Annotated in this window: 19 protein-coding genes and 1 pseudogene; 13 read left to right on the plus strand and 7 right to left on the minus strand. The window is 70.9% G+C overall.

Features of this window, described 5'->3' with window-relative positions; all coding sequences use genetic code 11:
• The first annotated feature begins 158 nt into the window (after positions 1-158).
• The gene (locus IW248_RS29505) at positions 159-974 is read left to right on the plus strand and encodes a helix-turn-helix transcriptional regulator (RefSeq protein WP_124822178.1); all 816 of its coding nucleotides are present in this window, start codon (positions 159-161) and stop codon (positions 972-974) included.
• Positions 975-1057: 83 nt separating this feature from the next.
• Here the strand turns inward: IW248_RS29505 and IW248_RS29510 are convergent, their stop codons facing one another.
• Positions 1058-1477, minus strand: a complete 420-nt coding sequence (locus tag IW248_RS29510; protein WP_196929526.1) for a DUF5319 domain-containing protein — start codon at positions 1475-1477, stop codon at positions 1058-1060.
• A gap of 186 nt (positions 1478-1663) precedes the next feature.
• Here IW248_RS29510 and guaB point away from each other — a divergent pair, with 186 nt between their 5' ends.
• Together guaB and IW248_RS29520 are read left to right on the plus strand one after the other, a co-directional pair.
• On the plus strand, positions 1664-3226 hold the full coding sequence (gene guaB / locus IW248_RS29515; protein WP_091406429.1) for an IMP dehydrogenase: 1563 nt from the start codon (positions 1664-1666) through the stop codon (positions 3224-3226).
• A 30-nt stretch (positions 3227-3256) separates the two neighbouring features.
• A complete protein-coding gene (locus tag IW248_RS29520) occupies positions 3257-4375 on the plus strand; it encodes a GuaB3 family IMP dehydrogenase-related protein (RefSeq protein ID WP_196929527.1) in 1119 nt (372 codons plus the stop codon).
• Between the two features lie 71 nt (positions 4376-4446).
• On the opposite strand, the gene IW248_RS29525 is transcribed toward IW248_RS29520, so the two are convergent.
• Complete coding sequence (locus tag IW248_RS29525; protein WP_196929528.1) at positions 4447-5562, minus strand: sugar phosphate isomerase/epimerase family protein; 1116 nt, start codon at positions 5560-5562, stop codon at positions 4447-4449.
• Between the two features lie 185 nt (positions 5563-5747).
• Between IW248_RS29525 and IW248_RS29530 the strand changes: the two genes are divergently transcribed.
• Entirely contained in the window at positions 5748-7154 is a 1407-nt protein-coding gene (locus IW248_RS29530) for a M1 family metallopeptidase (protein WP_196929529.1), read from the plus strand.
• A 110-nt stretch (positions 7155-7264) separates the two neighbouring features.
• Positions 7265-8722 carry a M1 family metallopeptidase gene (locus tag IW248_RS29535; RefSeq protein ID WP_196929530.1) on the plus strand — a complete coding sequence of 486 codons (1458 nt, stop codon included), beginning with the start codon at positions 7265-7267 and terminating at the stop codon, positions 8720-8722.
• Positions 8723-8729: 7 nt separating this feature from the next.
• Here the strand turns inward: IW248_RS29535 and IW248_RS29540 are convergent, their stop codons facing one another.
• A complete protein-coding gene (locus tag IW248_RS29540; RefSeq protein WP_196929531.1) occupies positions 8730-9848 on the minus strand; it encodes an LCP family protein in 1119 nt (372 codons plus the stop codon).
• Between the two features lie 145 nt (positions 9849-9993).
• On the opposite strand from IW248_RS29540, the gene IW248_RS29545 reads away from it, so the two are divergent.
• Both IW248_RS29545 and guaA read left to right on the plus strand, forming a co-directional pair.
• Positions 9994-11691, plus strand: coding sequence for an FAD-dependent oxidoreductase (locus IW248_RS29545; protein WP_196929532.1), 1698 nt, complete (start codon positions 9994-9996; stop codon positions 11689-11691).
• A gap of 143 nt (positions 11692-11834) precedes the next feature.
• Positions 11835-13391 (plus strand): glutamine-hydrolyzing GMP synthase, encoded by a 1557-nt coding sequence (gene guaA / locus IW248_RS29550; protein ID WP_124822170.1) that lies wholly within the window; start codon positions 11835-11837, stop codon positions 13389-13391.
• A 7-nt stretch (positions 13392-13398) separates the two neighbouring features.
• On the opposite strand, the gene IW248_RS29555 is transcribed toward guaA, so the two are convergent.
• A complete protein-coding gene (locus tag IW248_RS29555) occupies positions 13399-13767 on the minus strand; it encodes a PspC domain-containing protein (protein ID WP_124822169.1) in 369 nt (122 codons plus the stop codon).
• A 143-nt stretch (positions 13768-13910) separates the two neighbouring features.
• Between IW248_RS29555 and IW248_RS29560 the strand changes: the two genes are divergently transcribed.
• The 3 genes from IW248_RS29560 (at position 13911) to IW248_RS29570 (ending at position 18279) form a co-directional block, all read left to right on the plus strand.
• Positions 13911-14861: an NUDIX hydrolase gene (locus tag IW248_RS29560; RefSeq protein ID WP_124822168.1), complete on the plus strand. Its 951-nt coding sequence runs from the start codon at positions 13911-13913 to the stop codon at positions 14859-14861.
• 1142 nt (positions 14862-16003) lie between these two features.
• A complete protein-coding gene (locus tag IW248_RS29565; RefSeq protein WP_307788307.1) occupies positions 16004-16996 on the plus strand; it encodes an NUDIX domain-containing protein in 993 nt (330 codons plus the stop codon).
• A 347-nt stretch (positions 16997-17343) separates the two neighbouring features.
• A complete protein-coding gene (locus IW248_RS29570; RefSeq protein WP_196929533.1) occupies positions 17344-18279 on the plus strand; it encodes a CDP-alcohol phosphatidyltransferase family protein in 936 nt (311 codons plus the stop codon).
• Positions 18280-18336: 57 nt separating this feature from the next.
• Here the strand turns inward: IW248_RS29570 and IW248_RS29575 are convergent, their stop codons facing one another.
• The 3 genes and pseudogenes from IW248_RS29575 to IW248_RS29585 form a co-directional block, all read right to left on the minus strand.
• Positions 18337-19590, minus strand: coding sequence for a phosphatidylserine decarboxylase (locus tag IW248_RS29575; RefSeq protein WP_196929534.1), 1254 nt, complete (start codon positions 19588-19590; stop codon positions 18337-18339).
• A gap of 620 nt (positions 19591-20210) precedes the next feature.
• Positions 20211-20459 (minus strand): annotated as a pseudogene (locus IW248_RS29580) (hypothetical protein); the annotation flags it as partial.
• The gene (locus tag IW248_RS29585) at positions 20456-22243 is read right to left on the minus strand and encodes a PspC domain-containing protein (RefSeq protein ID WP_231396484.1); all 1788 of its coding nucleotides are present in this window, start codon (positions 22241-22243) and stop codon (positions 20456-20458) included. The gene IW248_RS29585 and the pseudogene IW248_RS29580, both read right to left, overlap by 4 nt.
• Before the next feature lie 155 nt (positions 22244-22398).
• On the opposite strand from IW248_RS29585, the gene IW248_RS29590 reads away from it, so the two are divergent.
• The 3 genes from IW248_RS29590 to IW248_RS29600 all read left to right on the plus strand — a co-directional run bounded on the left by IW248_RS29590 (position 22399) and on the right by IW248_RS29600 (position 26598).
• Positions 22399-23664, plus strand: a complete 1266-nt coding sequence (locus IW248_RS29590) for an ATP-binding protein (protein WP_196930415.1) — start codon at positions 22399-22401, stop codon at positions 23662-23664.
• A gap of 2 nt (positions 23665-23666) precedes the next feature.
• Positions 23667-24353 carry a response regulator gene (locus IW248_RS29595; protein WP_196930416.1) on the plus strand — a complete coding sequence of 229 codons (687 nt, stop codon included), beginning with the start codon at positions 23667-23669 and terminating at the stop codon, positions 24351-24353.
• Positions 24354-24960: 607 nt separating this feature from the next.
• On the plus strand, positions 24961-26598 hold the full coding sequence (locus IW248_RS29600; RefSeq protein ID WP_196929535.1) for a peptide ABC transporter substrate-binding protein: 1638 nt from the start codon (positions 24961-24963) through the stop codon (positions 26596-26598).
• The last annotated feature ends 9 nt before the right edge of the window (positions 26599-26607 follow it).

Here is a 26607-nt window from a genome sequence, read left to right on the forward strand (position 1 = left end):
CGGTACCCGGGCTGTCGTCAACTCACACGTGTGTGATCGAAAACGTCCGGGAAATTGCGGCTTTTGCCCTATCTGTCGGAAAAGTTCGAAGGATTGCCGGGAACCCCCTCCCCAGCCGACCGCGTCATGGTCTGCTCGTTGGCGGAGAGGAGACCACAGTGCGTACCGTTCTTGTGTGCGTTCGGACACCACTCGCGGCCCAGCACCTTACTTCTGCTGCCGCGCGACTGGGGTTGTCCGCGATCGTTCGTACCGCCGTCTCTGATCCCGAGGTGATGCTGCGGCTCGCCGAGCGACCGGCCGACGTCGTCCTGGCCGACACGGCCCTCACCCGGCCGGACAGCGCCGGCTTCGTCCGCCGGGTGTTGGCGCGCGCGCCGCAGGCGGCGGTGCTGCTGCTCGGCACCGAGGAGTCAGAGGCTGCGGCGGCCACCATCAGCGCCGGCGCCCGGGGGCTCATCCAAAATGTCGACCATGACCTGACCAGCGCGGTGGCGAAGGCTTTACTGCTGCTCACCGCACCTGGTCGAGCCTCCCGGCAGCGGATCACCGATCCGGCCCGCGACGCTGCGGCGGTGGGTGGTTCCGGTCGCTCCGGTCCGTCGCCGCGTGGCTCCGGTGAGCCCGGCTGGGCGGCCACGGCCGCCGACGGGCCGGCCGGTGTGGCGTCAGTCCCGGTCCAGCGGGGCGACGACGAGGCGGAGGCGGGGACCGGCGAGCCGGCAGCGCAGACCGACCCGGGCCGTCCCGCCCCGAACGCCCGACCCAGTCGGGCGTCGATCGGCCTCACCGAGCGCGAGCTTCAGGTGCTGCTCGGAATGGCCGAGGGCAAGAGCAACGCGGAGATCGGCCGGGAGCTGTTCGTCTCGGAGGACACCGTCAAGACGCACGCCCGCCGGTTGTTCCGCAAGCTTGGCGCCCGGGACCGGGCGCACGCGGTGGCGGCGGGCTTCCGCGCCGGCCTGGTCGCCTGACGTACGCGCCGCGCGGCCGGAGGGCAAGCCGCGCGGCAACCCGAGCACGCCGCGAGGCAGCCCGGGTACGCCGCGCGGCGGCGTCAATTGGTGGCGGTCGGAGCGCCCGGCTCGTCCTCGGTGCCCTCGGACAGGGTGTCGTGCACCCCGTCGGCGTACCCCCGGGCGTAGTCCCAGGTCACGTAGTGGTCCGGGTCGGGGTCGTAGGCGGGCTCGTGCACGCGGGGGCGACCGGAGTTGAGCAGGTGCCGCAGGTTGCCGCGGAGCAGGTCCCAGTCGAAGTAGTGCGGCTCGCGGCAGTCCTCGCATTCGATCACCAGCCCGCGGACCCCGATCGGGGCCAGCAGAGCCTGGTAGATCTCCAGGTCGGCGAGGTCTTCCAGCACGTCCTGCCGTTCGACGTCGGTCAGCGGATCCGGCGTCGCGTCATCGCCCGGGTCATCCAGACCCGCGGTCGGATCGGCCGGGTCGCCATTGAACGGGTCGATGGGCTCGTCGTGCACCCCCTCACCGTAGACCCAACGCGGCGGGAACGTCCGCCCCCCGGCCTCGGCGCCCGCCCGGCCTGCCACGGACGGGTCGCCCAGCTCACTGGGTACGATGAGGCGATGTGCCGGCACCGTGGCGCGCTCCGGTGCCCGCCCGCGCCACCTCGCTGAAGCCCATTCGAGCAGCTCAGGGGAGCAATCGTGGAAAATTCGCCCAGCACCGATCTTCCGGCTGGCGTCGAGCACGCCGATCTGGGCGGCCACCTGCCCGAGCTGCCGGCCGGCTCCGCCCGGGTGGTTCCGCTCGGCCTCACTTTCGACGACGTGCTGCTTCAGCCGGGCGAGTCGGACGTGGTGCCCAGCCGGGTCAACACCCGGACGAAGCTCACCCGCAACATCGAGTTGTCCATTCCGCTGCTGTCCAGCGCGATGGACACGGTGACCGAGGCCCGGATGGCGATAGCCATGGCCCGCCAGGGTGGCATCGGCGTGTTGCACCGCAACCTCTCCCTGGAGGACCAGGCGCTCCAGGTCGACCTGGTCAAGCGTTCCGAGTCCGGCATGATCACCAACCCGGTGACGGCCAGCCCGGACGACACGCTGCGCGAGGTCGACGAGCTGTGCGGGCGTTACCGCATCTCCGGGGTTCCGGTGGTGGACGGCGACGGCCAGTTGGTCGGCATCGTCACCAACCGGGACATGCGTTTCGTCTCCGAGCCGAACACTCCGGTCCGCGAGATCATGACCCACACCCCGCTGGTCACCGCCCGGGTCGGGGTGAGCAAGGACGACGCCCTGGCGCTGTTGCGTCAGCACAAGGTCGAGAAGCTGCCGATCGTCGACGACTCGGGCCGGCTGCGTGGCCTGATCACGGTCAAGGACTTCACCAAGAGCGAGCAGTACCCGGACGCCAGCAAGGACGACGCCGGTCGCCTGCGGGTCGCCGCCGCGATCGGTGTGGGTGAGGACGCCTACAAGCGGGCCCGTGCCCTTGTCGACGCGGGCGTCGACGTGTTGATCGTGGACACCGCGCACGGTCACCAGCGGGCCGTGCTGGACATGGTCCGCCGGCTCAAGGCCGACGTGACGGTCGACATCATGGGCGGCAACGTGGCCACGTACGCCGGCGCGAAGGCGCTTGTCGACGCCGGCGCCGACGGCGTCAAGGTGGGCGTGGGGCCGGGCGCGATCTGCACCACGCGGATCGTCGCCGGGGTCGGTGTTCCGCAGGTGACCGCGATCATGGAGGCGGCCCGGGCCGCCCGCCCGGCCGGCGTGCCGGTGATTGGCGACGGCGGCATTCAATATTCCGGCGACATCGCCAAGGCCCTGGTGGCCGGCGCCGACACGGTGATGCTCGGCAGCCTGTTGGCCGGCTGCGAGGAGAGCCCCGGCGAGCTGATCTTCGTCAACGGCAAGCAGTTCAAGACGTACCGCGGGATGGGCTCGCTTGGCGCGATGCAGTCCCGGGGTCAGGCCAAGTCGTACAGCAAGGACCGCTACTTCCAGCAGGACGTGCTCAGCGACGACAAGCTGGTCCCCGAGGGCGTGGAGGGCCAGGTGCCCTACCGGGGGCCGCTCTCCCGGGTGGCCCACCAGCTGGTCGGCGGTCTGCGACTGGCCATGGGGTACGCCGGTGCGGAGAACATCCCCGATCTGCACCGCCGGGGCCAGCTCATCCGGATCACCGCGGCTGGCCTGAAGGAGAGCCACCCGCACGACATCCAGATGACCGTCGAGGCGCCCAACTACCACACCCGCTGACCCATCACCCCCAACCACCTGGAGTCCCCCATGCGTGACGTGGTCGAGATCGGGCTGGGCAAGACCGCGCAGCGCGGCTACCACCTGGACGACATCGCCATCGTGCCGAGCCGCCGCACTCGGGACGTCGACGACGTCTCGACGTCCTGGCAGCTCGACGCGTACCCGTTCGGCATTCCGTGCGTCGGTCACCCCTCCGACGCCACCATGAGCCCGTCCTCGGCCGTGCGCCTCGGTCAGCTCGGTGGCCTCGGCGTGCTCAACGTCGAGGGGCTCTGGACCCGCTACGAGAACCCGACGAAGGTGCTGGAGGAGCTGGCCGGCCTCGACGAGGAGGCCCGCGCCACCAAGCGGCTCCAGGAGGTGTACGCCGAGCCGATCCGCCCGGACCTGATCGCGGAGCGGGTCCGCGAACTGCGCGCCGGTGGCGGCACGGTGGCGGTGCGGGTCTCCCCGCAGCACACCCTGGCGCTGGCGCCGGTGATCCTGGACGCCGGGGTGGACATCCTGGTGATCCAGGGCACCATCGTGTCGGCCGAGCACGTGTCGACCACCGACGAGCCGCTGAACCTCAAGGAGTTCATCGCCGACCTCGACCTGCCGGTGATCGTCGGTGGCTGCACGGACTACAAGACGGCGCTGCACCTGATGCGTACCGGCGCGGCCGGTGTGATCGTGGGCATCGGTGGCGACGAGTGGTCGACCACCGAGTCGGTGCTGGGCATCCGGGTGCCGATGGCCACCGCGATCGCCGACGCCGCGGCGGCCCGCCGTGACTACCTGGACGAGACCGGCGGCCGGTACGTGCACCTGATCGCCGACGGTGACATCCAGACCTCGGGCGACATCGCCAAGGCGCTCGGCTGCGGCGCGGACGCGGTGATGCTCGGTGAGCCGCTGTCGCTCTGCGACGAGGCCCCCGCCGGTGGTGCCTGGTGGCACTCGGCGGCGAGCCACCCGTCGCTGCCGCGGGGCGCCTTCGAGGTTTCCGGCGAGCCGCTCGGGTCGATGGAGCAGTTGCTCTTCGGGCCGGCGGACGAGGCCGACGGTCAGCTCAACCTGTTCGGCGGGCTGCGTCGGGCGATGGCCAAGTGCGGTTACCGCGACCTGAAGGAGTTCCAGAAGGTCGGTCTGGTCCTCGACCGCTGACCGATCCGTCAGACGCCGGAAGGCCGGCCCCGCAGTAGGCGGGGCCGGCCTTCGTCGCGTTCAGCCGGGAGTCACTTCTCCACGTAGATGGTCAGGTCGGACATGTTCTGGTAGCTGGTCGCCGCGAAGTCGAGCGACTGGCCCTTGTTGTCCGTGCCGCCGGGGGCGGTGTCCATCTCCCAGTTGGCGTGGTGGAAGTTGCGTTCGCCGATGGTCTGGAAGAACTGCTGGAAGTTGAGGTCGCCGTCGCCCAGCGGGGTCATCTGGTACCCGTTGGGGACGCTGGTGTCCCGGTCGCCGTCCTTGGCGTGGAAGAGCGGGAACCGGGTGGTCCGGTCGGCCACGGTGAGGATCGGGTCGAACAGGTCGGTCACCTCCTGCCCGGCCGGGTTGACGTACTTCTGGTGCTTGTAGCGGGCCACGTAGGCCCAGTAGATGTCCAGCTCGAAGAAGACGTACCGCGGGTCGGTGATCTCGAAGAAGTACTCCAGCCGGCGGATGCCGGAGGATCGGGTCTGCCGGCCCTGCGCGTCGCGTGGGCCCCGGTCGATGAGGAAGCTGTACGCGGCGTCGTGGTTGTGCGTGTAGAGCCGCATGCCTCGGGCCTTGGCCTGTCGGCCCAACTCGTTCCAGATGTCGGCGGCGGCGTCCCACTCGGCCTTGTACGCGCTGCTGGTCGGGTCGCTGCCGGTGCCGATGTTCTTCATGCCGAGTTCCTCGGCGATGTCCAGTTGTTGCTGGAAGGTGGCCGGTTGGATCGTGGCGTGGGTGCCGTTGGCCACCAGGCCGTTGTCATCGAGGATCTTGCGGATCTCGGTGGGGGTGATCTGCCGGCCCAGGATCTCGGTGCTCTGGGTGTAGCCGGCGAACTCGATCTCCTTGTAGCCGATCTCGGCGAGTCGGGCGAGGACGCGCTCGAAGCCGTACGGCACTCCGCTGTCATCGGGCGCGGCGGTGATCCGGTCGCGGACGCTGTAGAGGATGATGCCGCGGTTTCTGGCCGGGATCAGCGGCTCGACCCGCAGTTTGCTCGCGTTGCCGGGGTTGGCGAGCGCGGGGGTGCCGGTGGCGAGGACGGGTAGGCCGGCCGCGCCGATCGCGGCGGCGGCCCCGGCGGAGGCGGCGAGCAGGGATCGGCGGCTGAGCCGCCCGGTGGGGGTGGCGTCGGGGGCGGTGTGGTCTGGCATGGTTCCACCTTTCGCGACGGTGGTCGGAGACAGACACTAACGTCGGTCTAAGTCGAAAGAAAGGTTCGATCGACGGCAGCTTTTGTTGGATTCGACGAAAGTTACTGATGATCGTCGATACCGGGCCACGCGGCCGTCGCTGCTGACTACGCTCGTCCTGAGCGAACGCCGCAGGAGGGGTGTGCATGGTCCTGACCGGACGGAGACTGCGCGTCGCCGCCGCGCTGACCTGCGTGATCGGGCTGGTCGCTACCGGTTGTACTGGCGACGACCGCGACGGCTTCCGGCCCGGCGCCGCCGATGCCGGCGACCCGTACGTGCCGGGGCACGGCAACGGCGGTTACGACGTCGCGCACTACGGCCTCGACGTCCGCTACGACCCGTCGACCGACCGGCTGACCGGTCGGGCCGTCATCACGGCCACCGCCACCCAGGACCTGTCCCGGTTCAATCTGGACCTTTCCGGCCTGGACGTCAGCGCTGTCACGGTGGCCGACGCGGCGGCCGACCACCGGCGCGGCGACGGCGAGCTGGTGGTGACGCCCCGCGACGGCCTGCCGCGCGGTCGGCAGTTCACAGTGACTGTCGACTACGCGGGCGTACCCGCGGCCGTCGACGACGGGGCGTTGGGCAGCGGCGGTTTCCTGCACACGGCCGACGGCGCGGTGGCGCTCGGTCAACCCGACTCGGCGGCCACCTGGTTCCCGGTCAACGACCACCCGTCGGACAAGGCCACCTACGACCTGGCGGTGACCGTCCCGGACGGCCTGGCCGCGCTGGGCAACGGCGTACCCGGGCCGAGGAGCAGCGCCGGCGGCTGGACCACCTGGCGCTGGTCGGAACGCGCCCCGATGGCCAGCTACCTGAGCACGCTGGTGATCGGCGACTACCGGGTGGTGACCGGCACGCACGCCGGCCGGCCGATGGTCACGGCGGTGGCCGCGAGCCTGCCGGCGGCCGGCGGCGCGGCCACCTCGCTGGCCCGCACCGGCGCGATCGTCGACTTCCTGGCCAGCCGCTTCGGGCCGTACCCGTTCGACTCGTACGGGGGGATCGTGATCGCCGACGACCGGGTCGGGTACGCGCTGGAGACCCAGTCCCGGCCGGTCTACGGGCCTGGCTTCTTCGCCGACGACCGGCCGAACCCGAGCGTCGTCGCACACGAGCTGGCGCACCAGTGGTTCGGCGACAGTGTGTCGTTGACCAGGTGGGGTGACATCTGGCTCAACGAGGGCTTCGCCAGCTACGCCGAGTGGCTGTGGGAGGAGCACGACGGCGGTCGGACCGCCCAACGCAACTTCGAGATCCAGTACGCGAGGACCGACTGGGCACAGCCGTCGGTCGAGCCGGGCCGGGAGCAGATGTTCGGCTCGGCCGTCTACAAGCGCGGGGCGCTCGCCGTACACGCGTTGCGCCGGACCGTTGGTGACGACCTCTTCTTCCGCATCCTGCGCACCTGGACCACCGAGCGGGCGGGGGGCAACGCGACCACCGCGGACCTCGTCGCGCTGGCCGAGCGGGTCGCGCAGCGGCAACTGCGTCCGCTCTTCGACGCCTGGTTGGTGGGCGGATCGGCCCCCACACTGCCGTGACCCGGCCCCGTCGCCCGGTCGATATGCTGCCGCCTGCGAACGGCGGGTAGGCGCCTGTTCGCGCGGGACGGCGGAGGCCGTGACCGGCCACCGTGCGGAAAGGGTGTGGGATGCGGGGGACGCGGCACAGACTGCGAATGGGTGCCGGCCTGCTGGTGACCGGTGCGCTCGCACTGTCCGGATGCGACTCGGCGGGCACGGAGACGGCCTCACCACCGAGCACGTCTCCCACACCGGCTCGGACGTTCACCGCGGGCGCCGACGGGGTCGGCGACGCCTACTTCCCGACCTACGGCAACGGCGGCTACGACGTCGCGCGGTACGCCGTGAAGGTGCGCTACGACCCGGCCAAGGACCAGCTGACGGGTACGACCACAGTGCGGGCCACCGCGACCGCCGACCTGGCGACGTTCAACCTCGACCTGGCCGGCCTGACCGTCAGCGCGGTCACCGTGGACGGCGCGCCGGCGACCCACAGCCGGAAGCGGAACGAGCTGGTGATCAAGCCGACCTCCGGCCTGATCAACGGCAACGGGTTCGTCGCTGAGATCACCTACGCCGGTAAGCCGAAGCCGCTGAAGAACGAGACGCTCGGTGACGGTGGCTTCCTGCACACCTCCGACGGCGCCATCGCGCTGGGTCAGCCCGAGTCGGCCAGCACCTGGTTCCCGGTCAACGACCACCCGTCGGACAAGGCGGCCTACGACTTCGAGGTCACCGTTCCGGACGGCCTGACCGCGATCAGCAACGGCGTTCCCGGCGGCAAGACCAGCTCGGGCGGTTGGACCACCTGGAAGTGGTCGGAGAAGTCGCCGATGGCCAGCTATCTGAGCACGCTGGTGATCGGCAAGTTCCGGATCACCACCGGCGAGCACAAGGGCCGCCCCGTCTACAACGCGGTCACCACCACCGAGGCCAAGGGGAGCGCTGACGCGTCCATCGCGCAGACCGTCGCGGTGGCCGACTACCTGGAGAGCGTGTTCGGGCCGTACCCGTTCGACGCGTACGGCGGGGTGGTGATCTCCGACAGCCGGATCTCCTACGCCCTGGAGACGCAGAGCCGACCGGTCTACGCGGCGAGTTTCTTCCGGCAGGGCGAGAACACCGAGGTCGTCGCCCACGAACTGGCCCACCAGTGGTTCGGCGACAGCGTCGCGTTGGCCAAGTGGGAGGACATCTGGCTCAACGAGGGCTTCGCGACGTACGCGGAGTGGCTCTGGGCCGAGCACACCAAGGCGTACACCGCCAAGGAGGCGTTCGACAGGCGGTACGCCGAGATGTCCGCGCAGGTGTGGAGGACGCCGCCGGGCAAGCCGGGCGTGGAGAAGCTGTTCAGCGAGTCGGTCTACCAGCGCGGCGGCATGACCCTGCACGCCCTGCGGGTGGCCGTCGGTGACAAGGCGTTCTTCGAGATCGTCAAGACCTGGGCGGCGGAGAAGCGCGACGGCACGGCCATCACTGCCGAGTTCGTGGCTGTGGCCGAGCGGATCTCCGGCAAGCAGCTCGACGCGCTCTTCGACGCCTGGCTCTACGACACCAAGAAGCCCGCCCTGCCCAAGCGGCTCTGAGTGGCTTTCAGTTCTTGACGACCAGTTTGGGGTGGGCGGCCAGGTACGCGTCGGCGCGGCCGGCCCGGAGTTCGGTGAGGAACTTCCGGCCCTCCGTGGTCAGCTGTTCACCCCGGTAGGCGCTGCCCTTGCCGACACCGGAACCGGGTAGCCCGACCAGCGTGAAACGGTTCTCCGGCAATCCACTCAGGGCGTACGCGATGTCGACGATCTTCCGCCCGCCCACGTAGACAAGCGTGTCGCCCAGCGCGGAGACCACCTGGTCGACGCGCTCCGGTTGCCGGGCCAGGCCCTCGTCCAGGATCTTGCGGGTCATCGCCCGGATCAGCTGCTGCTGGTGACGCTGCCGCGCGTAGTCACCGCCGGTGATGTAGCGCTGCCGCGCGTAGTCCAGCGCCTGCCAGCCGTTGAGGTGCCGCTCGCCCTTCTCGTAGACCTGCTGCGGCCCCTTGTACCCGCCCGGCGCGCTCTCCCGGTACTTGCCGTCCGGTCGGCGGTGCAACGACTCGACCCGCTGGTCGACGTAGATGTCCACCCCGCCCAGGGTGTCCACCAGCCGGTCGAACCCGTTGAACGTGAGCACCGCGCCGGCGTCGATGCGCAGCCCGGTGTAACCGCTGACCGTGCTGCGCAGCAGTTCGTACCCCTGGGCTGTGCTTGGTTGTTTGGGTTTGCCCGGCACCCGGCTGCCGAAGCTCATCGCGTGCGTGAGCTTGGTCTTGCCGCCCTTGTAGCCGGCCTTCGGGAACGCCGGGATGTCCACCAGCAGGTCGCGGGGGAGCGAGAAGAGGTACGCCCGATCCAACCCCTTGGGTACGTGCAGCACCAGCACGGCGTCCGAGTGCGGCTCCCACCCGGGCACGCTGACCCGGGTGTCCACACCGACCAGCAGCAGGTTGAGCGGGCCGGTGATGTCCGCGCCCGGTGGTGGACCGCTGGGGCTCGGGGTCGGCGTGCCGACCGGCGACGGGGTCGGTGAGCCGCCGACCGGAGCGCCGCCCGGCTTGTTGTCGCCGGTCAGCCGGGTGATCACCACCGCGCCGGCCGCGATCAGCGCGACGACGGCGAGAGCCGCCAACCCCAGCAGCAGCCACCGTCGGCGCGGTGCCATCGACCCGAGAACCATCTTGGATTCCTCCCACCCGTCTGGTGAACAACGCTCCGACGGGTGCTCCGGGTTGCGGCCGAGAGGCGCCGGGTCGGTCGGCCGGAGCATGATCGCGCGAAAAGTGCCGCTGGCGCGAGCGCTACTCGCGAGTAATGATGCGTCCATGCGGTACGACGTGGTCGTCATCGGGTCCGGCTTCGGTGGCAGCGTGACCGCGCTCCGCCTGGCCGAGAAGGGTTACTCGGTCGCGGTCCTGGAAGCCGGCCGCCGATTCGCCGACGACGAGTTCCCGCAGACGTCCTGGCGGGCCCGCCGGTTCCTCTGGGCGCCGAAGCTGGGCTGCTACGGCATCCAACGGCTCACCCTGCTCCGCCCGGCCGACAGGCGATCCGGCGGTGGGGTGCTGGTGCTCTCCGGCGCCGGGGTGGGCGGCGGTTCGCTTGTCTACGCGAACACCCTCTACGAACCGCTGCCGGCCTTCTACGGCGACCCGCAGTGGCGGGACATCACCGACTGGCGCGACGAGTTGGCCGCCCACTACGACCAGGCGAAACGGATGCTCGGCGTCACCACGTACCCGGTGCACACCGGCGCGGACCGGGCCATGCGCGCGGTGGCCGAGCGGATGGGGGTGGGGCACACGTTCCACGCCACCCCGGTGGGTGTGCACATCGGCCGGCCCGGCCAGCGGGTCGCCGACCCGTACTTCGGTGGCGCCGGCCCGGAACGCACCGGCTGCCTGCACTGCGGCTCGTGCATGACCGGCTGCCGGCACGGGGCGAAGAACACGCTTGTCAAAAACTATCTCTGGCTCGCGGAACGGCTCGGGGTCACGGTCCGTCCGTTGACCACTGTGACCGCCGTCCGGCCCGCCGAGGGCGGCGGGTACGAGGTGCACACCGAACGCACCGGCGCCTGGCTGCGCAAGGGTCGGCAGGTCATCCACGCCGACCAGGTGGTCTTCGCCGCCGGGGCGCTCGGCACCCAGCGGCTGCTGCACGCGATGCGGGCCGACGCGTCGCTACCCGGGCTCTCGTCCCGCCTCGGCGAGCTGACCCGGACCAATTCAGAGGCGATCCTCGGCGCCTCGGTGTCACGCCAACGGGCCCGGTCCGAGCGGTTGGACTACACCGAGGGGGTGGCCATCACCAGTTCGTTCCACCCCGACCCCCAGACGCACGTCGAGCCGGTCCGCTACGGGCGAGGCTCCAACGCGATGGGGTTGCTCCAGTCGCTGCTGGTCGACGGCGGCCCGCACCGGGTACGCCGCTGGCTGGGCAGCATCGTGCGGCAGCCCGGTCTGGCCGCGCGGATGCTGTCGGTGCGCGGCTGGTCGGAGCGGACGGTGATCGCCCTGGTCATGCAGTCAGTGGACAACTCGCTGACCACCCGCTGGCGGCGCGGCCCGCTCGGTAGCGGGTTGGTCACCGGACCGGGCCACGGCACGCCCAGCCCCACCTGGATCCCGGCCGGCAACACCGCCGTCCGACTGCTCGCCGACGAGATCGGCGGCACCCCCGGCGGTTCGCTGACCGAACCCTTCGACATACCGGTGACCGCGCACATCCTGGGCGGGGCCGTCATCGGGGCCACCCCGGCCGACGGCGTGATCGACCCCTGGCACCGGGTGTACGGGCACGCCGGGCTGCACGTGATCGACGGCGCGGCCGTCTCGGCCAACCTGGGCGTGAACCCGTCCCTGACGATCACCGCCCAGGCGGAACGAGCGATGTCCTTCTGGCCCAACAAGGGCGAGCCGGACCCCCGCCCACCCCTGAACTCCCCGTATCGCCGCCTGCCCGCCGTACCCCCGAAAAACCCGGCGGTCCCGGCAGGCGCCCCCGGCGCGCTGCGACCCTGACCCCCGGCGATCTTGCAGTTTCGGTCGTCATTCTGTGGCTTTTGCATCTCTTGTCGGGACAGAAGGTGCGAGATCGCGGGGAGAGTGGATTGCCGGCGAGCCGGTGCCGGGAGCGGCCGTGACTGTCGGTAGGCTTCGTGCACATGAGCCTGCCTCGCCCCGTCCTCGTGGTGGACTTCGGAGCCCAGTACGCCCAGCTCATCGCCCGCCGGGTCCGTGAGGCGAAGGTCTACTCCGAGATCGTGCCGCACTCGATGCCGATCGCCGAGATGCTGGCGAAGAACCCCGCCGCGATCATCCTCTCCGGTGGCCCGGCCAGCGTCTACGCCCCGAACGCGCCGCAGATCGACGCGGGCGTGTTCAGCGCCGACGTGCCGGTCTTCGGCATCTGCTACGGCTTCCAGGCGATGGCCCAGGCGCTCGGCGGCACTGTCACGAGGACCGGCAACCGGGAGTACGGCGGCACCCCGCTGCGCCCCCGTCTCCTCGACCCCGGTGTGCTGCTGCGGGACCTGCCGGCGGACCTACCGGTCTGGATGAGCCACGGCGACTGCGTCACCGAGGCGCCCGAGGGCTTCACGGTGACCGCCGAGTCGGCGGGCGCGCCGGTCGCCGCATTCGAGGACCTGGCCGGTCGTCGTGCCGGCGTGCAGTTCCACCCTGAGGTGGGGCACACCGCGCACGGCCAGGAGATGCTGACCCGCTTCCTCTACGACATCGCCGGCATCGAGCCGACCTGGACGCCCGAGAACATCATCGACGAGCAGGTCGCCCGGATCCGCGCCCAGATCGGCGACAAGGAGGTCATCTGCGGCCTGTCCGGCGGGGTGGACTCGGCGGTCGCCGCGGCGCTCGTGCACAAGGCGGTCGGTGACCAGCTCACCTGCGTCTTCGTCGATCACGGCCTGCTGCGCGCCGGCGAGGCCGAGCAGGTGGAGAAGGACTACGTCAGCGCCACCGGCATCAAGCTGAAGGTGGTCGACGCCACCGACCGGTTCCTCGGCGCGCTCGCCGGGGTGACCGACCCCGAGCAGAAGCGCAAGATCATTGGTCGGGAGTTCATCCGGGTCTTCGAGGCCGCGGCCCGCGAGATCGCCGCACACGGCGACGTCGAGTTCCTCGTCCAGGGCACCCTCTACCCCGACGTGGTGGAGTCCGGCGGCGGCACCGGCACCGCCAACATCAAGAGCCACCACAACGTCGGCGGCCTCCCGGAGGACCTGAAATTCGCGCTGGTCGAGCCGCTGCGCACCCTGTTCAAGGACGAGGTTCGGACGCTCGGCCTCCAACTGGGCCTGCCCGAGGCGATGGTCTGGCGGCACCCGTTCCCCGGCCCCGGCCTCGCCATCCGGATCATCGGCGCGGTCGACCAGGAACGCCTCGACCTGCTCCGCCAGGCCGACCTGATCGCCCGCGAGGAGCTGACCGCCGCCGGCCTCGACCGGGGCGTGTGGCAGTTCCCGGTGGTGCTCCTCGCCGACGTACGCAGCGTCGGTGTGCAGGGAGACGGGCGCAGCTACGGGCACCCCGTGGTGCTGCGCCCGGTCTCCAGCGAGGACGCGATGACCGCCGACTGGTCCCGGCTGCCCTACGACGTGGTAGCCCGGATCTCCACCCGGATCACCAACGAGGTCGCCGAGGTCAACCGCGTGGTCCTGGACGTCACCAGCAAGCCGCCGGGCACCATCGAGTGGGAGTGAGCGCCGCTCACGCGGCCGGCGGCATGCTGGGCGGGGTCGTCGGCGGGTAGGGCGGCGTCGGGGCGTACCCCTGCGGCGGCCCACCGGGGGCGGGCCCGGCGGTGGGCGGCGGGCCGTTCTGCGGCGCGACGCCCGCGGCGTGCGGCCAGGCCGGCGCGCCGGTCGGCTCCTCCGGCATCAGGAACCACATGATCGGGTACGCGAACAGCGCGAGCCCGCCGGTGAGCAGGCCAGTGACCGCGAAGATCACCCGGACCAGTGTGGGATCGACGGCGAAGTAGCGGCCGACGCCGCTGGCGACCCCGGCGACCATGCGGTCGGTCGTGGGTCGCCGAAGCTGCTTGTACGGGGCGCGGGGAGCGGTGGTCGATGTCATACCCCCACGGTCCGCGCTCGCGCCCGGCCCGCCCTCGGTGACCGCCCGGATCATTACCCTGACCAATCCCTGACCGGGACCGGATAGTCAGGAATCCGACTCTTTTCCGTCCCGGTAACCCGGCGCGGGGAGAATTTGCTCCCGTGACCACCTTGCTGAAGCCGCTCCGCAGGATCGCGGCATACGCAGTTTGTGCTGATTCAAGCGGCCGAGTCTTGCTGGTCCGCGCATCGGAGCGCTCCGGCACCCCCGGCACGTGGTCGCTGCCCGGCGGGGCGGTCGACCACGGCGAGGACCCCAACCACACGGTCGTTCGCGAGACCGCCGCCGAAACCGGCCTCTCGGTCGCCGTCACCGGCCTGGCCGACGTGCTCGCCGACATGCGCGCACTCCCCGACCGCGGCATCACCATCCACACCGACCGGCTGATCTACCGGGTGGCCGTACGCGGCGGCACCCTTGCCGACCGGGTCGGCGAACGCCCCACCGACCTGGCCCGGTGGTACACCCTCGACGAGGCGCGCGAGCTGCCGCTGCGTTCGTTCACCGCACGCGCCCTCGGGCTGCCCGCCTCCTCGGCCGACGTGGTGCCCGACGAGGCACCCGAATTCCCCTCCTTCTACGCCGTGCCCGGCCCCGACGGGCTGCACCGAGCCCAGCGCTTCGCCGCGTACGCGGTCTGCACCGACCCCGCCGGTCGAGTGCTGCTCACCCGCATCTCCGACGGGTACCCGGGCGCCGGCTGCTGGCACCTCCCCGGCGGCGGCACCGACTACGGCGAGCAACCCGGCGCGGCACTCATCCGGGAACTGATCGAGGAGACCGGGCAGGCCGGCCGCCTCGTCGAACTGCTCGGAGTCGCCAGCCACCGCGACGCCGCCTCACTCGGCCCCGAGGGCTACCCGATCGACTGGCACGGCGTACGCGCCTTCTACCGAGTCGTCGTCGACCAGCCCAACCCCCTGACCGTGGCCGACGTCGGCGGCTCCACCTGCGAGGCCCGCTGGTTCGGCCGCGAGGAGTTGGGCGCCCTCCCCACCGACCGCCTCACCGAGGTGACCGCCGAAGCAGTCCAAGCAGCCCAACTCACCTGACCCCGACCGGCTCGCGAGGAGCCGGCAGCCCACCGCGCGCCCTTCGCCTCGCGCCGCGGGTCTCGCGCCGCGGGTCTCGCGCCGTGCGCCGCGCCTCGAGTCTCGCGCTGCGGGTCTCGCGCCAAGATCGTGCTCGAACCAGGATGTAGTGGCCTCACGGCGCGCCGATGCCACTACATCCTGGATATTGCGCGATCTTGAGCCCGGGAAGCCCCGCAGCGAGGGTCCGCGGGTATCCCGGGCAGGAAGCCTCGGCGCTATCCAGAACCCATTGATGATCCACTCGGTTTCACGGAAGTTGCGCTTTCCGCCTCGCTCGGACACCGCGTCTTCAAGAAAACCGAGTCGATCATGCCGCCGGGACGGGCGTGATCATGCCGCCGGGACGGGTGTGATCATGCCGCCGGGACGGGTGCGGGCATCCTGCCGGGACGGGTGGCGGGCATGCCGCCGGGACGGGTGTGATCATGCCGCCGGGACGGGTATGGGCATGCCGCCGGGACGGGTGTGGGCAATGCCGCCAGGACGGCCGCAGACTGCTCCGGCGCGGACCGTAGGCCGCGCGCCGGCACGGACGCACGACGGTGCGGCCCGTCGACCACGAGTTGGTGGGTGACGCCGACATATTCGCGCGTCCGTTGACGCGTGGTCGGAGCGATCTGCGGTCGGGTCGGTGTGCCCCGGAGGGTCTGCCGTCGGGCAACCCCCGCACGGGCCCCTCCGGTCCCTGATCAACTCGGATTCCTTGAAGGCGCGGCATCCCGGGCGCTGGGATACCGCGCCTTCCGTGAACCCGAGTTGATCACCGTTCGTCTCGACGGCCGTGACGTGAATGGACGCCCCAATAGGGGCTAATGGAGCGAAGCGGGCATTCCTGCAAATCGGATGGAACCGGTTTCGATGGGTCGAAACGCCCCTATCCAGTGGTTGGTCACCTTGGCCGGGGGGTCCTGCTGGTCAGTTCTGCGGGCTTCCGGTGCACGGCCTCGCGTTGATCATGATCTTATTGTCGGGGCGCGAGACGAACGGCGACAACTTCATGATCAGCGGGCCTGGGGTGCAAAGCGGGGGGTGGACAAAGGGTGCAATTTGCGCGGCGAGTCGGGGCCTATGGGCTCTTGCGGGATTCGGGCCGGGTCCTGGTGATCAGGGATGGCGCGGAGGGTGAGTTTCCGGGCGTCTGGCGGTTGCCGGGCGGCACCGTCGAACACGCCGAGCACCCGGAGCGCACCGTGGTCCGCGAGGTCGCCGAACAGGCCGGGCTGGCGGTGACGGTCACGCGACTGCTCGCGGTGGTCGCCGACGTGGTCAGTTTCCCGGAGGGCGACGCCGCGCTGCACGCCGACCGATTGATCTTCGAGCTCAGCACGCCGCGCGGTGCGCAGGCCGAATGCGCACCGTCAGAGGGGACGCGGGCCGACTGGGCGTCGTCCGAGGGTGCGCCAGCCGAGGGTGCGCGGTCCGAGGGCGCGCGGGCCGAATGCGCACCGTCTGCGGGGGTGTGGGCCGGGGGTGAATGGGCCGAGGGTGGGGTGCGGGGCGTCGGAGGTGGTCTGGTTGATCAGGCTCGCTGGCTGTCCCTGCCGGAGGTGGCGGAGTTGCCGTTGACCCCGTTCACCGCCGAGGCGCTCGGTCTGCCGGTCACCCCACTGCCGCCCGGGGCGCACCGGTCGCGGGACCTGTTCCCGCCGTCGCACCCCGACCGTCGGCTGCGCTTCGGGGCGTACGGGCTGGTCACGGACCCGGCTGGGCGGATCCTGCTCACGCAGATCGCGAAGGGTTATCCGGGGGCCGGTCTGTGGCATCTGCCCGGCGGTGGCACCGATCATGGTGAGCAGCCGGCCACCGGGTTGCTCCGGGAGTTGGTCGAGGAGGGTGGGCAGGTGGGCCGGGTCGTGGACTTGCTCGGCGTCAACAACCTGCACAATCCCGCCGCGCTGGGCCCGGAGGGCCGGCCTCTGGACTGGCATGGCGTACGGGTGATCTATCGGGTGCTGGTCGACGTACCTACCGATGCGGTGGTCACCGAATCCGCCGGAGGGTCGACGGCGCGGGCGGGATGGTTCACTCGGGCCGAGGCGGTTGACCTGCCGTTGAGCGACATCGCCGCGGTGGCAATCGGACAGAGTGGTTGATAGCACTCTGCTCGGTGAGCCGAGATGGTGACCCTCCGGTACAGTCAGAGACGGGAATGATGGAGGAAACGGGCGATGAGGCCCGGGATGGGAACAAGCGGGCGGTTCGAGCGGTTTAAGCCAATATAAGTACCGCCGGCAGCTATCGCCAAGCCATGTTCCCCTATGCGATGGTGTACTCCGCAAACGGCTGCCGGGGCAAGGCAAGGTCCGGCACGAGACAGCCGGGCACCCGCCACACGGCGGCTAGCAGATCCGGTGATGGAGGAAACGTGCCGAGAGCCCTATGGCGCCGGCGTCGTACTACTGACAGTCCGCGCCCCGCTGGGCGTCGCTGGGCGGGCCGGTTGCGCCGCAGCAGCACGTTCGCCCGCCAGGTGCTGTTGGTCCGGGTGGGTCGCCGCGACGACGACCTGACCCCGACCGAGCACCGGTACGCCGACCGGCAGCGCCGTCGCTACGGCCTGGACCGGCTCAGCCGACCGACACTGGGTGTGGACCCGACACTGGGCCTGGACCGGGCGGACATCGACGCGGTCGTGCCGGTCAGCCCGGCAATGCCGCCGATGGCGCAGGCCGACGAGGCCCACTCGATCCCGTTGCTCCCCGGCGAGCGCACCATCGCCCGCCGGATGAAGTTCGCCCTGGTCAACGCCTGCACGCTGGCCAGCCTGATGCTCGGCATGCTGGCCATTTTCCTGGCCATGCAGGGCGAGGTGCGCATTGCCGCGCTCTGCCTGATCGCCTGCGTCGGCTTCGACGGTCTGGACGGCGCGCTGGCCCGACGGCTCGGTGTGGCCAGCCCGTTCGGCGCGCAGATGGACTCACTGGCCGACATGTGCTCGTTCGGTCTCGCCGCGCCGGTCGTGGTCTACGCCTCGCTCGCCGGCTCCGTTTCCACGGCCGCGGCGGCGGTGGCGTGCGCCCTGGTCGCGGCGTGTGCCGCGATTCGACTGGCCCGCTTCAACGTCTCGCCGAAGGACGGCCGTTTCTTCTGCGGCGTGCCCACCACCATGGCGGCCGCGGTGCTCGCCGTGACCGTGGCGATCGGCCTGCCGGTGCCCGGTGCCGTGTTGGTCGCCGGGGTGGCGCTGCTGGCGTTCGCGATGGTTTCGAGCTTCCCGTACGCCAAGCTCGCCCGACTGGTGAAGCTGCCGGCGTGGCTGTGGTTGGCTCCGGTGATCGGCGCGCTTGTCGACATTCGGCTCACGTTCGCCCTGATCGTGGTGGGCTACCTGGTCAGCGGGCCGGTTCTCTGGCTGCGGCAGCGTCGTACCGCCTGATTTGAGCAGACAGAACGGGGCGCCGCGGACAGCGGCGCCCCGTTCGTCGTTCGCGGCTCAGCGCCAGCGGGCGATGACCGTGGACCCACCGACCACCTTGTCGCCCGGCCCGACCAGCGGGTCCGCGGCGTCGGCGGGCAGGTAGACGTCGGTCCGGGAGCCGAACCGGATCAGCCCGAAGCGCTCGCCCTTGGCCAGCAGCGCGCCGATCGGCGCGCGCTGCACGATCCGGCGGGCGATCAGCCCGGTCCGCTGCGCGACCACCACCGGGCCGCGGGCGGTGTCCAGCACGGTGTACGCGGCGACGTTGTGCTCGGCGTCCGGCTTCATCGCGTTGACGAAGCCTCCGTCGGCGACGAAGTAGTCCACCACCTTGCCGGCGACCGGGGAGCGGTTGACGTGCACGTCCAGCACCGAGAGGAACACCGCGACCCGGAGCCACTCGCCGTCGCCGAAGCGCTCGTCGTACAGCCGCTGCACCGACAGGACCTTCCCGTCCGCGCTGGCGACGACGGCGCTCGGGTCCTCCGGCACGTCCCGTTCCGGATCCCGGAAGAACGCGGCGACCGGCCCGGCGGCCAGCGCCGGCAGCAGCCACAGCTTGGACGACGGTCGCGCCACCCGGGCCAGCGCCGCGAGGCCCAGCGCGATGCCCGCCGCCGCCACGCCGTTGGAGTCGATGTGCATGCCCCGGGTCACCGGCACACTCGACGGCCGGTACGCGGGGGCCAGCCTGTCGGCGGTGGCCGGGTCGGCCGGGCTGAACCGCAGTCGGTAGACCCGCACCGGTGGCGAGTTGCGCAGTACCAGGTCGGCGCCAACGCCGTAGAGGGCGTCCTGTCGGGCCAGTTCGGCGGCGGCGCCCTCGGTCCGGCCGGGCGTGGCGACGGTCGCGACGCTCAGCATCGCTCCATCGGTCAGGTACTTGGCCAAACCCTCGACGGCGCTGCGGGTCGCCTCGGCGGTGCCGGTGAACACCTCACCGGCGACGACGACCCCGGCGGCCTCGGCTTCGGCCAGGGAGTCGACGACGTTCACCCGGTCGGCGACCCAGCGGCCCTGTGCGGTGACGTGCTCGCGGAGCGCCGCAGCGCCGAACGGCTCGGCGGGGACGACGGTGAGCCGGTCACCGGGGAGTAGCGCCTCGATCGCCGCGGCCAGCACCGCTGAGTCCGGGTTCACCCCGACCAGCAGGGCTGCCTTGGCGTCGTTGATGCGGGCCAACTCGGCGACGAGGGTACGGGCGGCTCGCTCGCCGATGCGGACCGGACCGGACCGGCCGGTGGTACGCACGGCGGAGGACTGGGTCATGTCGGGCGGGCTCCTGACGGGGGTAGAGACGGGAATCGCGGCGGGACCGCCATGGCGGGGACGGGCCGGCCGGCGGAGGCGAGATCTCCACCGGCCAGCATATGCGTCCGTCCGCGCCGGCCGCACCGCCGTGGGGATGCGGTGGACCGACGCGGCCCCGGCGCCCGAGGTCAGGCCTCCCTGCGCGGACCTTCCCGCTCGTCGCCCGGCTGGTCGCCGACGCCCCCGGTCGGTTGGTCGGACCGGTTCGGCTCGTTCCCCTCGGTCGGGGCCGAGCGGTCGAGGAGCCCGATGGTCGGTTCCTCGCCCCCGTTGCCGGGTTGGCCGGAGACGGGCTCGGTCGGCGGCTCCGTTGGTGGATGTGCCAGCCAGGCCGGGTGGATCACGTCGGTGGTCGGCGCATCCTCCGCCCGCGCCTCGGTGGTCGACGTCGCCAGCGTCGGGTCCGAGACGAGCGTCGGGTCCGAGACGAGCGTCGGGTCCGAGGACGGAGCGTCCCAGGTGGACCGTTCGGCCTCCCAGACCGGTAGGGCCGCGCCGGAGGTCGACGTGGCGGCACCGGAGACCGGCACGGGCGTGCCGGAGATGGGTGCGCCGGAGATGGGTGCGCCGGAGACGGACGTGCCGGAGACGGGCGAGACGGCCTCGGCGGCACCGGCCTCGGCGGTGGGCGCCGGCTGGCTCGGTCGACCCGAGCGCAGAGCGCCGACCAGCCCGAAGACCCCGATCAGGATGAGTGCGCCGGCCAGGAACCAGCCGACCGGCGGCAGCGCCAGCCCGAGTAGTTGGGCGAGCAGCCACCAGGCGGACAGCGCCAGGAACACGAGCCCGAAGGCGAACGACACCAGATCCGTGCGGTGAGCCTTCACCGGGTCACCTCCAGGTTGCCGGCATTGACATGGATGTAGAGGCGCAGGGTCCCGCCGCCGGGGCCGTCCGCGCCGACGTCTGTGGATTCCCGCAGGCGGCCGTCCAGCCCGCCGGAGCGGTTGCCGAAGACCTTCGCGTCACCCGCGTTGACGTCGGCCACGGTGGTGACGTCCACGTTCGGAGGGACGACCACTGTCGCCTGGCCGAAGTTGACGGCCACTGTCACCTGGCTGTCCCGTTTCGCGAAGTCGATCCCGCGCAGGTCGAGCACGGCGTCACCGAAGCTGTTCTCGTACCGGTCCGCCAGGTCGCGGTAGTCGGTGGGCGCCCAGGTCACCGCGCCGTCGACTCCCCGGATCCGGTCGTAGGACTCGGCGACGGTCGCCGTGCCCAACGCCGCCGCGGTCACCAGACCGAGCGCGATGAGCCAGCGGGCCCGTCCGAACCACGTCCCGACCAGCAGTCCCAGCGCGATCGTGGCCAATGCGGCCGCGAAGTACGCCGAGGCGCTGATGGCGAAGACGTCCAGCAGGTCGAGCAGGGCGACGAGCCCGAGCACCAGGAAGATCAGCGAGAAGGTCACCGCGCCGAGCGGCGACCGCTCCTTGGGGCGCTTCGGCGGCTTGGGCGGCTTGGGCGGAGGAGGGGCGGCCGGGGCCGGCGAAGCGTACGGGCCGTGTGGCGCGAACGGGGGGCGGTAACCGGAGGGCGGCGGGGCGGTCGGATAGCCGGCCGGGGCAGCGGGTGTGCTGCTCACCGGTGCCGATGGCCAGCCAGCGCTGGACATGGTGCTGCTCGGCCAGCCCGGCTGGGCGGCCGCCGTGGTGGCCGGTTGCCCGGACAGCGGGCCCATCCCGGACACCGGCTGCGTCGCGGTGGGGGGCAACGGACCGCCGGTCGGCGGCACGTCGTACGCCGGGATGGTGACGGTGGGCGCTGCGCCCGTCGTGGTGGCGTACCCCGGACTGGTGCCGAACACCGGCGGCGTCGCCGCTGGGCCGGTCGACGGCGCCGTGCCGTACGACGGTGCGGGCCAGGCCGTCGGCGGGACGACCGGGCCGGCCGGGTTGCCGGACGGTGCGGCGGGCGGCGGACCGCCCGGAGTGCCGGGACGTGGATTGCGGCCGTCCCTGTTGAGCAGGAGCGCGCCGGCGACCAGGATGGCCGCGCCGAGCAGCACCGCGCGGAAGGCGTCGGTGACGATGTACGCGAAGCTGGCCGCGACCAGGATGCCCAGGACGATCACCGTCACCGGCGACATGCTGGAGCGACCGCGTCCGAGCATGGACTCGACGGGGGACGCGGTGTCGCCCTCGTTCGGGATGATCAGCCAGGCGGCGACGTACACCAGGATGCCGATGCCCCCGAAGAACCCGAGCACCGCGAGCAGCACCCGCCAGAGCACCGGATCGGTGTTCGTGGCGCGCCCGATCGCCGCGCAGACGCCGGCCAGATACCGCCCCTCGCGCGGTCGGACCAGCCCGTACCGTGAGGTGAAGCCGCTGCCGCCCAGCGGCGGTGGCGGCGCGGACGGACCGGGACCACCCGGCCCGTAGCCGGTGCCCGCCGCGAACCCCGGGCCGGGGCCGTAGCCGGCCGGGGGCGGCCCGTAGCCGTCGGCCGGACCGCCGGGTGTGGTGTCGGCGGTCGCGTCGGTGCCAGCGTGCGGACCGAACGTGCTGGGCTCGGTCCATTCGGTGGGCGTTGTGGTGGGCGGGGGCGGTGCTGAACCGCCCGGCTGTGCCGACCCCGGTCGGGGCGGCGGGGCAGCTTCCTCGGTCATGCTTCGATCCTGCTGCCCGGTCCACCCGAACGACCTCAGGACCCGACCCTGACCCCACCCTGAGATCCGGCGGCCGGAATGTCGGGGGCGTCCCCGTGGTCGTGGACGCCGCAGCGTGTGACGATCGAGTCACCGACCTCGACCTGTCCGCCACCGTGACCAGGGAGCCTCCGATCAGCACCGTGACCTCGCCTCCGCGCCTCTACCGCGCTCCGGAGCACCGGATGGCCGCCGGCGTCGCCGCCGGTATCGCCGACCATCTCGGCATCTCGGTGCTGCGGGTGCGTGTCGCGTTCATGGTTCTGCTCGGGCTGAGCGGGCTCGGCCTGCTGCTCTACGCGGCCTTCTGGGCGGTGGTGCCGCTGCGTCCCGGTGACACCGCGGTGCCGCCCCGGCGGGACGTCGCCCAGCTCCTGCCGTTCGTGGGGATCGGGCTGGGTGTCCTGTTGATCCAGGTGATGGTCTTCGACTCGGTCGGCGCGGCGGGCACCGCCGGTTGGTTGGTGGCGATCATCGCGGTCGGCGCCGGGGTCATCTGGCACCAGTCCGCGCCCGAGCGGCGGCGACAGTGGGGCGAGGCGATGCCGGTGCCCTGGCTCGGAGCGGTCGTCGAGGAGAGCGACCGGCGGGCCTTCGTGCTCCGGTTCATCGGCGGGGGAGTGCTGGTCGCGGTCGGCATCATCGGTGTCGCGGCCGTCTACTCGCCGGCACAGAACTTCGACGCGGTGATCAATGGCGTGATCTTCGCGCTGGTCGGGTTGGCGGGCGTCGGCGTGGTCGCCGCGCCGGTGCTGTGGCGGACGTACAGTCAGCTCCGCTCGGAGCGCGAGGGGCGCATCCGCGAGCAGGAGCGGGCCGAGTTGGCCGCGATGGTGCACGACCAGGTGTTGCACACGTTGGCCCTGATCCAGCGCAACGCCGGCGACGTCAAGACGGTGCAGCGGCTGGCCCGAGGGCAGGAGCGTTCCCTGCGCAACTGGCTCTACAAGCCGACCGCCTCCCCGAGCGAACGCTTCGCCGCCGCTCTGGAGCAGGCCGCCGCCGAGGTCGAGGACACCTTCGCGATCAGCGTGGAGACGGTGGTGGTGGGGGACCGGGAGACCGACGAGAAGGTCGGCGCGCTGGTCGCGGCCGCGCGGGAGGCGTTGGTGAACGCGGCCCGGCACGCCGACGTGCAGACCGTGTCCCTCTACGCCGAGGTGGAGCCGGATCAGGTCAGCGTCTTCGTTCGGGACCGGGGTAAGGGCTTCGATCCGGATACGGTGGAGGACCACCGGCACGGCGTAAGCGGCTCGATCATCGGGCGGATGAAGCGGCACGGCGGACGGGCCGAAATCCGGTCCGGCCCGGGGGAGGGGACCGAGGTCCGGCTGATTCTGCCGATCTCCCGGGACTCGTCCGCAGCGGAGAGGAACAGATGACCATGGCCGAGCAGCCGACCGAGCACCTCGACCCGGCGGAGGCCCGCCCCGAGCGGCTGCGGGTGTTCCTGGTGGACGACCACGCCATGTTCCGGGCCGGTGTGCGCGCGGAGTTGGGCGCCCACGTCGAGGTGGTGGGCGAGGCGAGCACGGTGGCCGAGGCGATCACCCGGATCGCCTCCGTCGGCCCGGACGTGGTGCTGCTCGACGTGCACATGCCCGACGGCGGCGGTCGCGCGGTGCTGGAGGCGATGCGGCGTACGCACCCGCAGGTCAAGTTCCTGGCGTTGAGCGTCTCCGACGCGGCGGAGGACGTGATCGGGCTGATCCGCGCAGGCGCCCGGGGGTACGTCACCAAGACCATCTCTCCGGACGAGTTGGCTGCCGCGATCCGTCGCGTGGCCGACGGGGACGCGGTGTTCAGCCCACGGCTGGCCGGTTTCGTGCTGGACGCCTTCGCGGCCCGGCCGGACGCACCGGTGGCCGACCCGGAGCTGGACCAGCTCACCAACCGTGAACGGGAGGTGCTGCGGCTGCTGGCCCGGGGGTACGCGTACAAGGAGATCGCCAAGGAGCTGTTCATCTCCATCAAGACGGTGGAGACGCACGTGTCGAACGTGCTGCGCAAGCTCCAGATGTCCAACCGCTACGAGCTGTCCCGGTGGGCGGCGGATCGCCGCCTCGTTTGACCGTGTGTCGCCGGCGACGAGGATCGACGGCTCGTCGCCGGCGACGAGGATCAGAGAAACGTCAGGCGCGCCCTCGTACACCCAGCCGATGATCGTGTCCGGGTAGCCCTGGGCACCCTCATCCGGATGGGTCGAAACATGAGTCGTGACGGACGTCCCACCGGCCCGGGGCGACCTCGGGGCTGGCGCGCGGACCGAGGCCGGCTTTTCGGGTCGCGCAACGTATTTCCTGCTCAGTGCCACCTCCGACGACCGTTTTATGATCATTTTTCAAGTATCGGCAACGTGGCGGGCAACTAACGGCTTGATAACGGCACCTTCACGGAAGAGGCCAGTGGGTGTCACAGTGGCAGCACCTCACCATCGGTGTGTGGCACTCCGTACGCCCCACGACCACGATTCTGCCGATCACGGCGGCCCGTGGCTGTGTCGATTGCGTCGTGTCGCGCCTCGTTGGCGGGGAAGCCCGGCGGATCGGAACATCAGGGGTGTCCCCAACTTCCCTGTGGTCCCGGCGACCCCCGCCCCGGGGTGGTCGGGCGGTGTCACCCCCAAACGTGCGTGAAACCCACGACGGAACCTGGTTAGAAAGAGGAGGCCCCTCGGAATGAGAGTCTCGAAGCGGGCGACGAGCGCGATCGCGCTCAGCGCGGCTGCCGCGCTTGTCGCGAGCGGTTGCTCGAGCGGCGGCGACGGCGATACTGCCGCCAGCGCGGACGGCTCGATCGTTGTTCACGGCGTCCAGCCGGAGAACCCGCTGGTCCCGTCGAACACCACGGAGACCGGCGGCGGAAAGATCATCGACTGGCTGTTCACCGGCCTGGTCGAGTACCCGAACGACGGTGGGGCCCCGCGTAACGCGCTGGCGGAGTCCATCAACACCACGGACTCCAAGGTCTTCACGATCAAGATCAAGGCCGGTACCAAGTTCCACGACGGTACCGAGGTCAAGGCGAAGAACTTCGTCGACGCCTGGAACTGGGCCGCCTACTCGCCGAACGGCGCGCAGAACGGCACCTTCTTCGCGGACATCGCGGGCTTCGAGCAGACCTACACCACGGACCCGGACGGCGCGGACGGCCCGAAGAAGGCCCCGACCCCGACGACCGACAAGATGTCCGGCCTGAAGGTCATCGACGACCAGACCTTCGAGGTCACCCTGTCGGCGCCGACCGCGGTCTTCCCGACCAAGCTCGGCTACAGCGCCTTCATGCCGCTGCCGGACGTGTTCTTCACGATGAAGCCGGAAGAGTTCGGCCGCAAGCCGATCGCCAACGGCCCGGTGAAGTTCGTGTCCTGGGAGGACAACGCCCTCATCAAGCTGACGCGCTTCGACGACTACAACCTTCGCGACAAGATGAAGGTCAAGGACGTCGACGTCAAGCTGTACCAGGACGACAACGCCGCCTACGCCGATCTGCTGGCCAACAACCTCGACTTCATGGAGGTTGTCCCCACCTCGGCCCTCGCCGGTGACAAGTGGAAGACCGACCTCGGTGAGCGGGGCCGCTCGACCGTCACGCCGTCGACCGCGTTCATCGCGTTCCCGATCTACGACAAGCGCTTCGCGAACCCGAAGCTGCGTCGTGCGGTGTCGCTGTCGATCAACCGGCAGGAGATCTCGGACAAGATCTTCTTCGGTACCCGCAAGCCGGCCGACAGCTGGGCGAACCCGCTGACCCCGGGTGCCAAGCCGGGTAACTGCACCGCCTGCAAGTTCGACGTGGCCACGGCCAAGACGCTGCTCGACGAGGCCGGTGGCTTCACCGGTGAGATGGTCTTCTACTACAACTCGGACTCCGCCCACAAGGACTGGATGGACGCCGTCGCGCAGCAGGTCAAGACCAACCTTGGCATCAACGCCCGGGCCGAGGGTGTGCCGACCTTCGCGGTGTTCCGCCAGAACGTCAACGCCCACAAGATGACCGGTCCGTACCGTGCTGCCTGGCAGCAGGACTACCCGGACGTCGAGAACTGGGTCAACCCGCTGTTCGTCACGAACGGCTCCTCGAACGACGGCCTCTACAGCAACACCGAGGTCGACGCCCTTGCCAAGCAGGCCAGCGGCGCGCCGAGCCTGGAGGCCTCGCACGAGGCGTTCGCCAAGGCCGTCGAGAAGGTCGACCAGGACGTCCCGAGCATCCCGATCTACTTCTACGGCCAGCAGTCCGGCCACTCGGAGAAGATCAAGAAGCTCGAGCTGAACAACGTCGGCGAGATCGACATCACCTCGGTCGAGCTCTGATCCGAACGG

The organism is Micromonospora ureilytica, from assembly GCF_015751765.1.
Taxonomy (GTDB): Bacteria; Actinomycetota; Actinomycetes; order Mycobacteriales; family Micromonosporaceae; genus Micromonospora; species Micromonospora ureilytica.

What these genes read in the sequence shown, in the direction of transcription:
- IW248_RS29520 (WP_196929527.1), top strand. Translation starts at nt 3,257, where the DNA reads ATGCGTGACGTGGTCGAGATCGGGCTGGGCAAGACCGCGCAGCGCGGC.
- IW248_RS29525 (WP_196929528.1), bottom strand. Translation starts at nt 5,562, where the DNA reads ATGCCAGACCACACCGCCCCCGACGCCACCCCCACCGGGCGGCTCAGC.
- IW248_RS29530 (WP_196929529.1), top strand. Translation starts at nt 5,748, where the DNA reads ATGGTCCTGACCGGACGGAGACTGCGCGTCGCCGCCGCGCTGACCTGC.
- IW248_RS29535 (WP_196929530.1), top strand. Translation starts at nt 7,265, where the DNA reads ATGCGGGGGACGCGGCACAGACTGCGAATGGGTGCCGGCCTGCTGGTG.
- IW248_RS29540 (WP_196929531.1), bottom strand. Translation starts at nt 9,848, where the DNA reads ATGGTTCTCGGGTCGATGGCACCGCGCCGACGGTGGCTGCTGCTGGGG.
- IW248_RS29545 (WP_196929532.1), top strand. Translation starts at nt 9,994, where the DNA reads ATGCGGTACGACGTGGTCGTCATCGGGTCCGGCTTCGGTGGCAGCGTG.
- guaA (WP_124822170.1), top strand. Translation starts at nt 11,835, where the DNA reads ATGAGCCTGCCTCGCCCCGTCCTCGTGGTGGACTTCGGAGCCCAGTAC.
- IW248_RS29555 (WP_124822169.1), bottom strand. Translation starts at nt 13,767, where the DNA reads ATGACATCGACCACCGCTCCCCGCGCCCCGTACAAGCAGCTTCGGCGA.
- IW248_RS29575 (WP_196929534.1), bottom strand. Translation starts at nt 19,590, where the DNA reads ATGACCCAGTCCTCCGCCGTGCGTACCACCGGCCGGTCCGGTCCGGTC.
- IW248_RS29585 (WP_231396484.1), bottom strand. Translation starts at nt 22,243, where the DNA reads ATGACCGAGGAAGCTGCCCCGCCGCCCCGACCGGGGTCGGCACAGCCG.
- IW248_RS29595 (WP_196930416.1), top strand. Translation starts at nt 23,667, where the DNA reads ATGGCCGAGCAGCCGACCGAGCACCTCGACCCGGCGGAGGCCCGCCCC.
- IW248_RS29600 (WP_196929535.1), top strand. Translation starts at nt 24,961, where the DNA reads ATGAGAGTCTCGAAGCGGGCGACGAGCGCGATCGCGCTCAGCGCGGCT.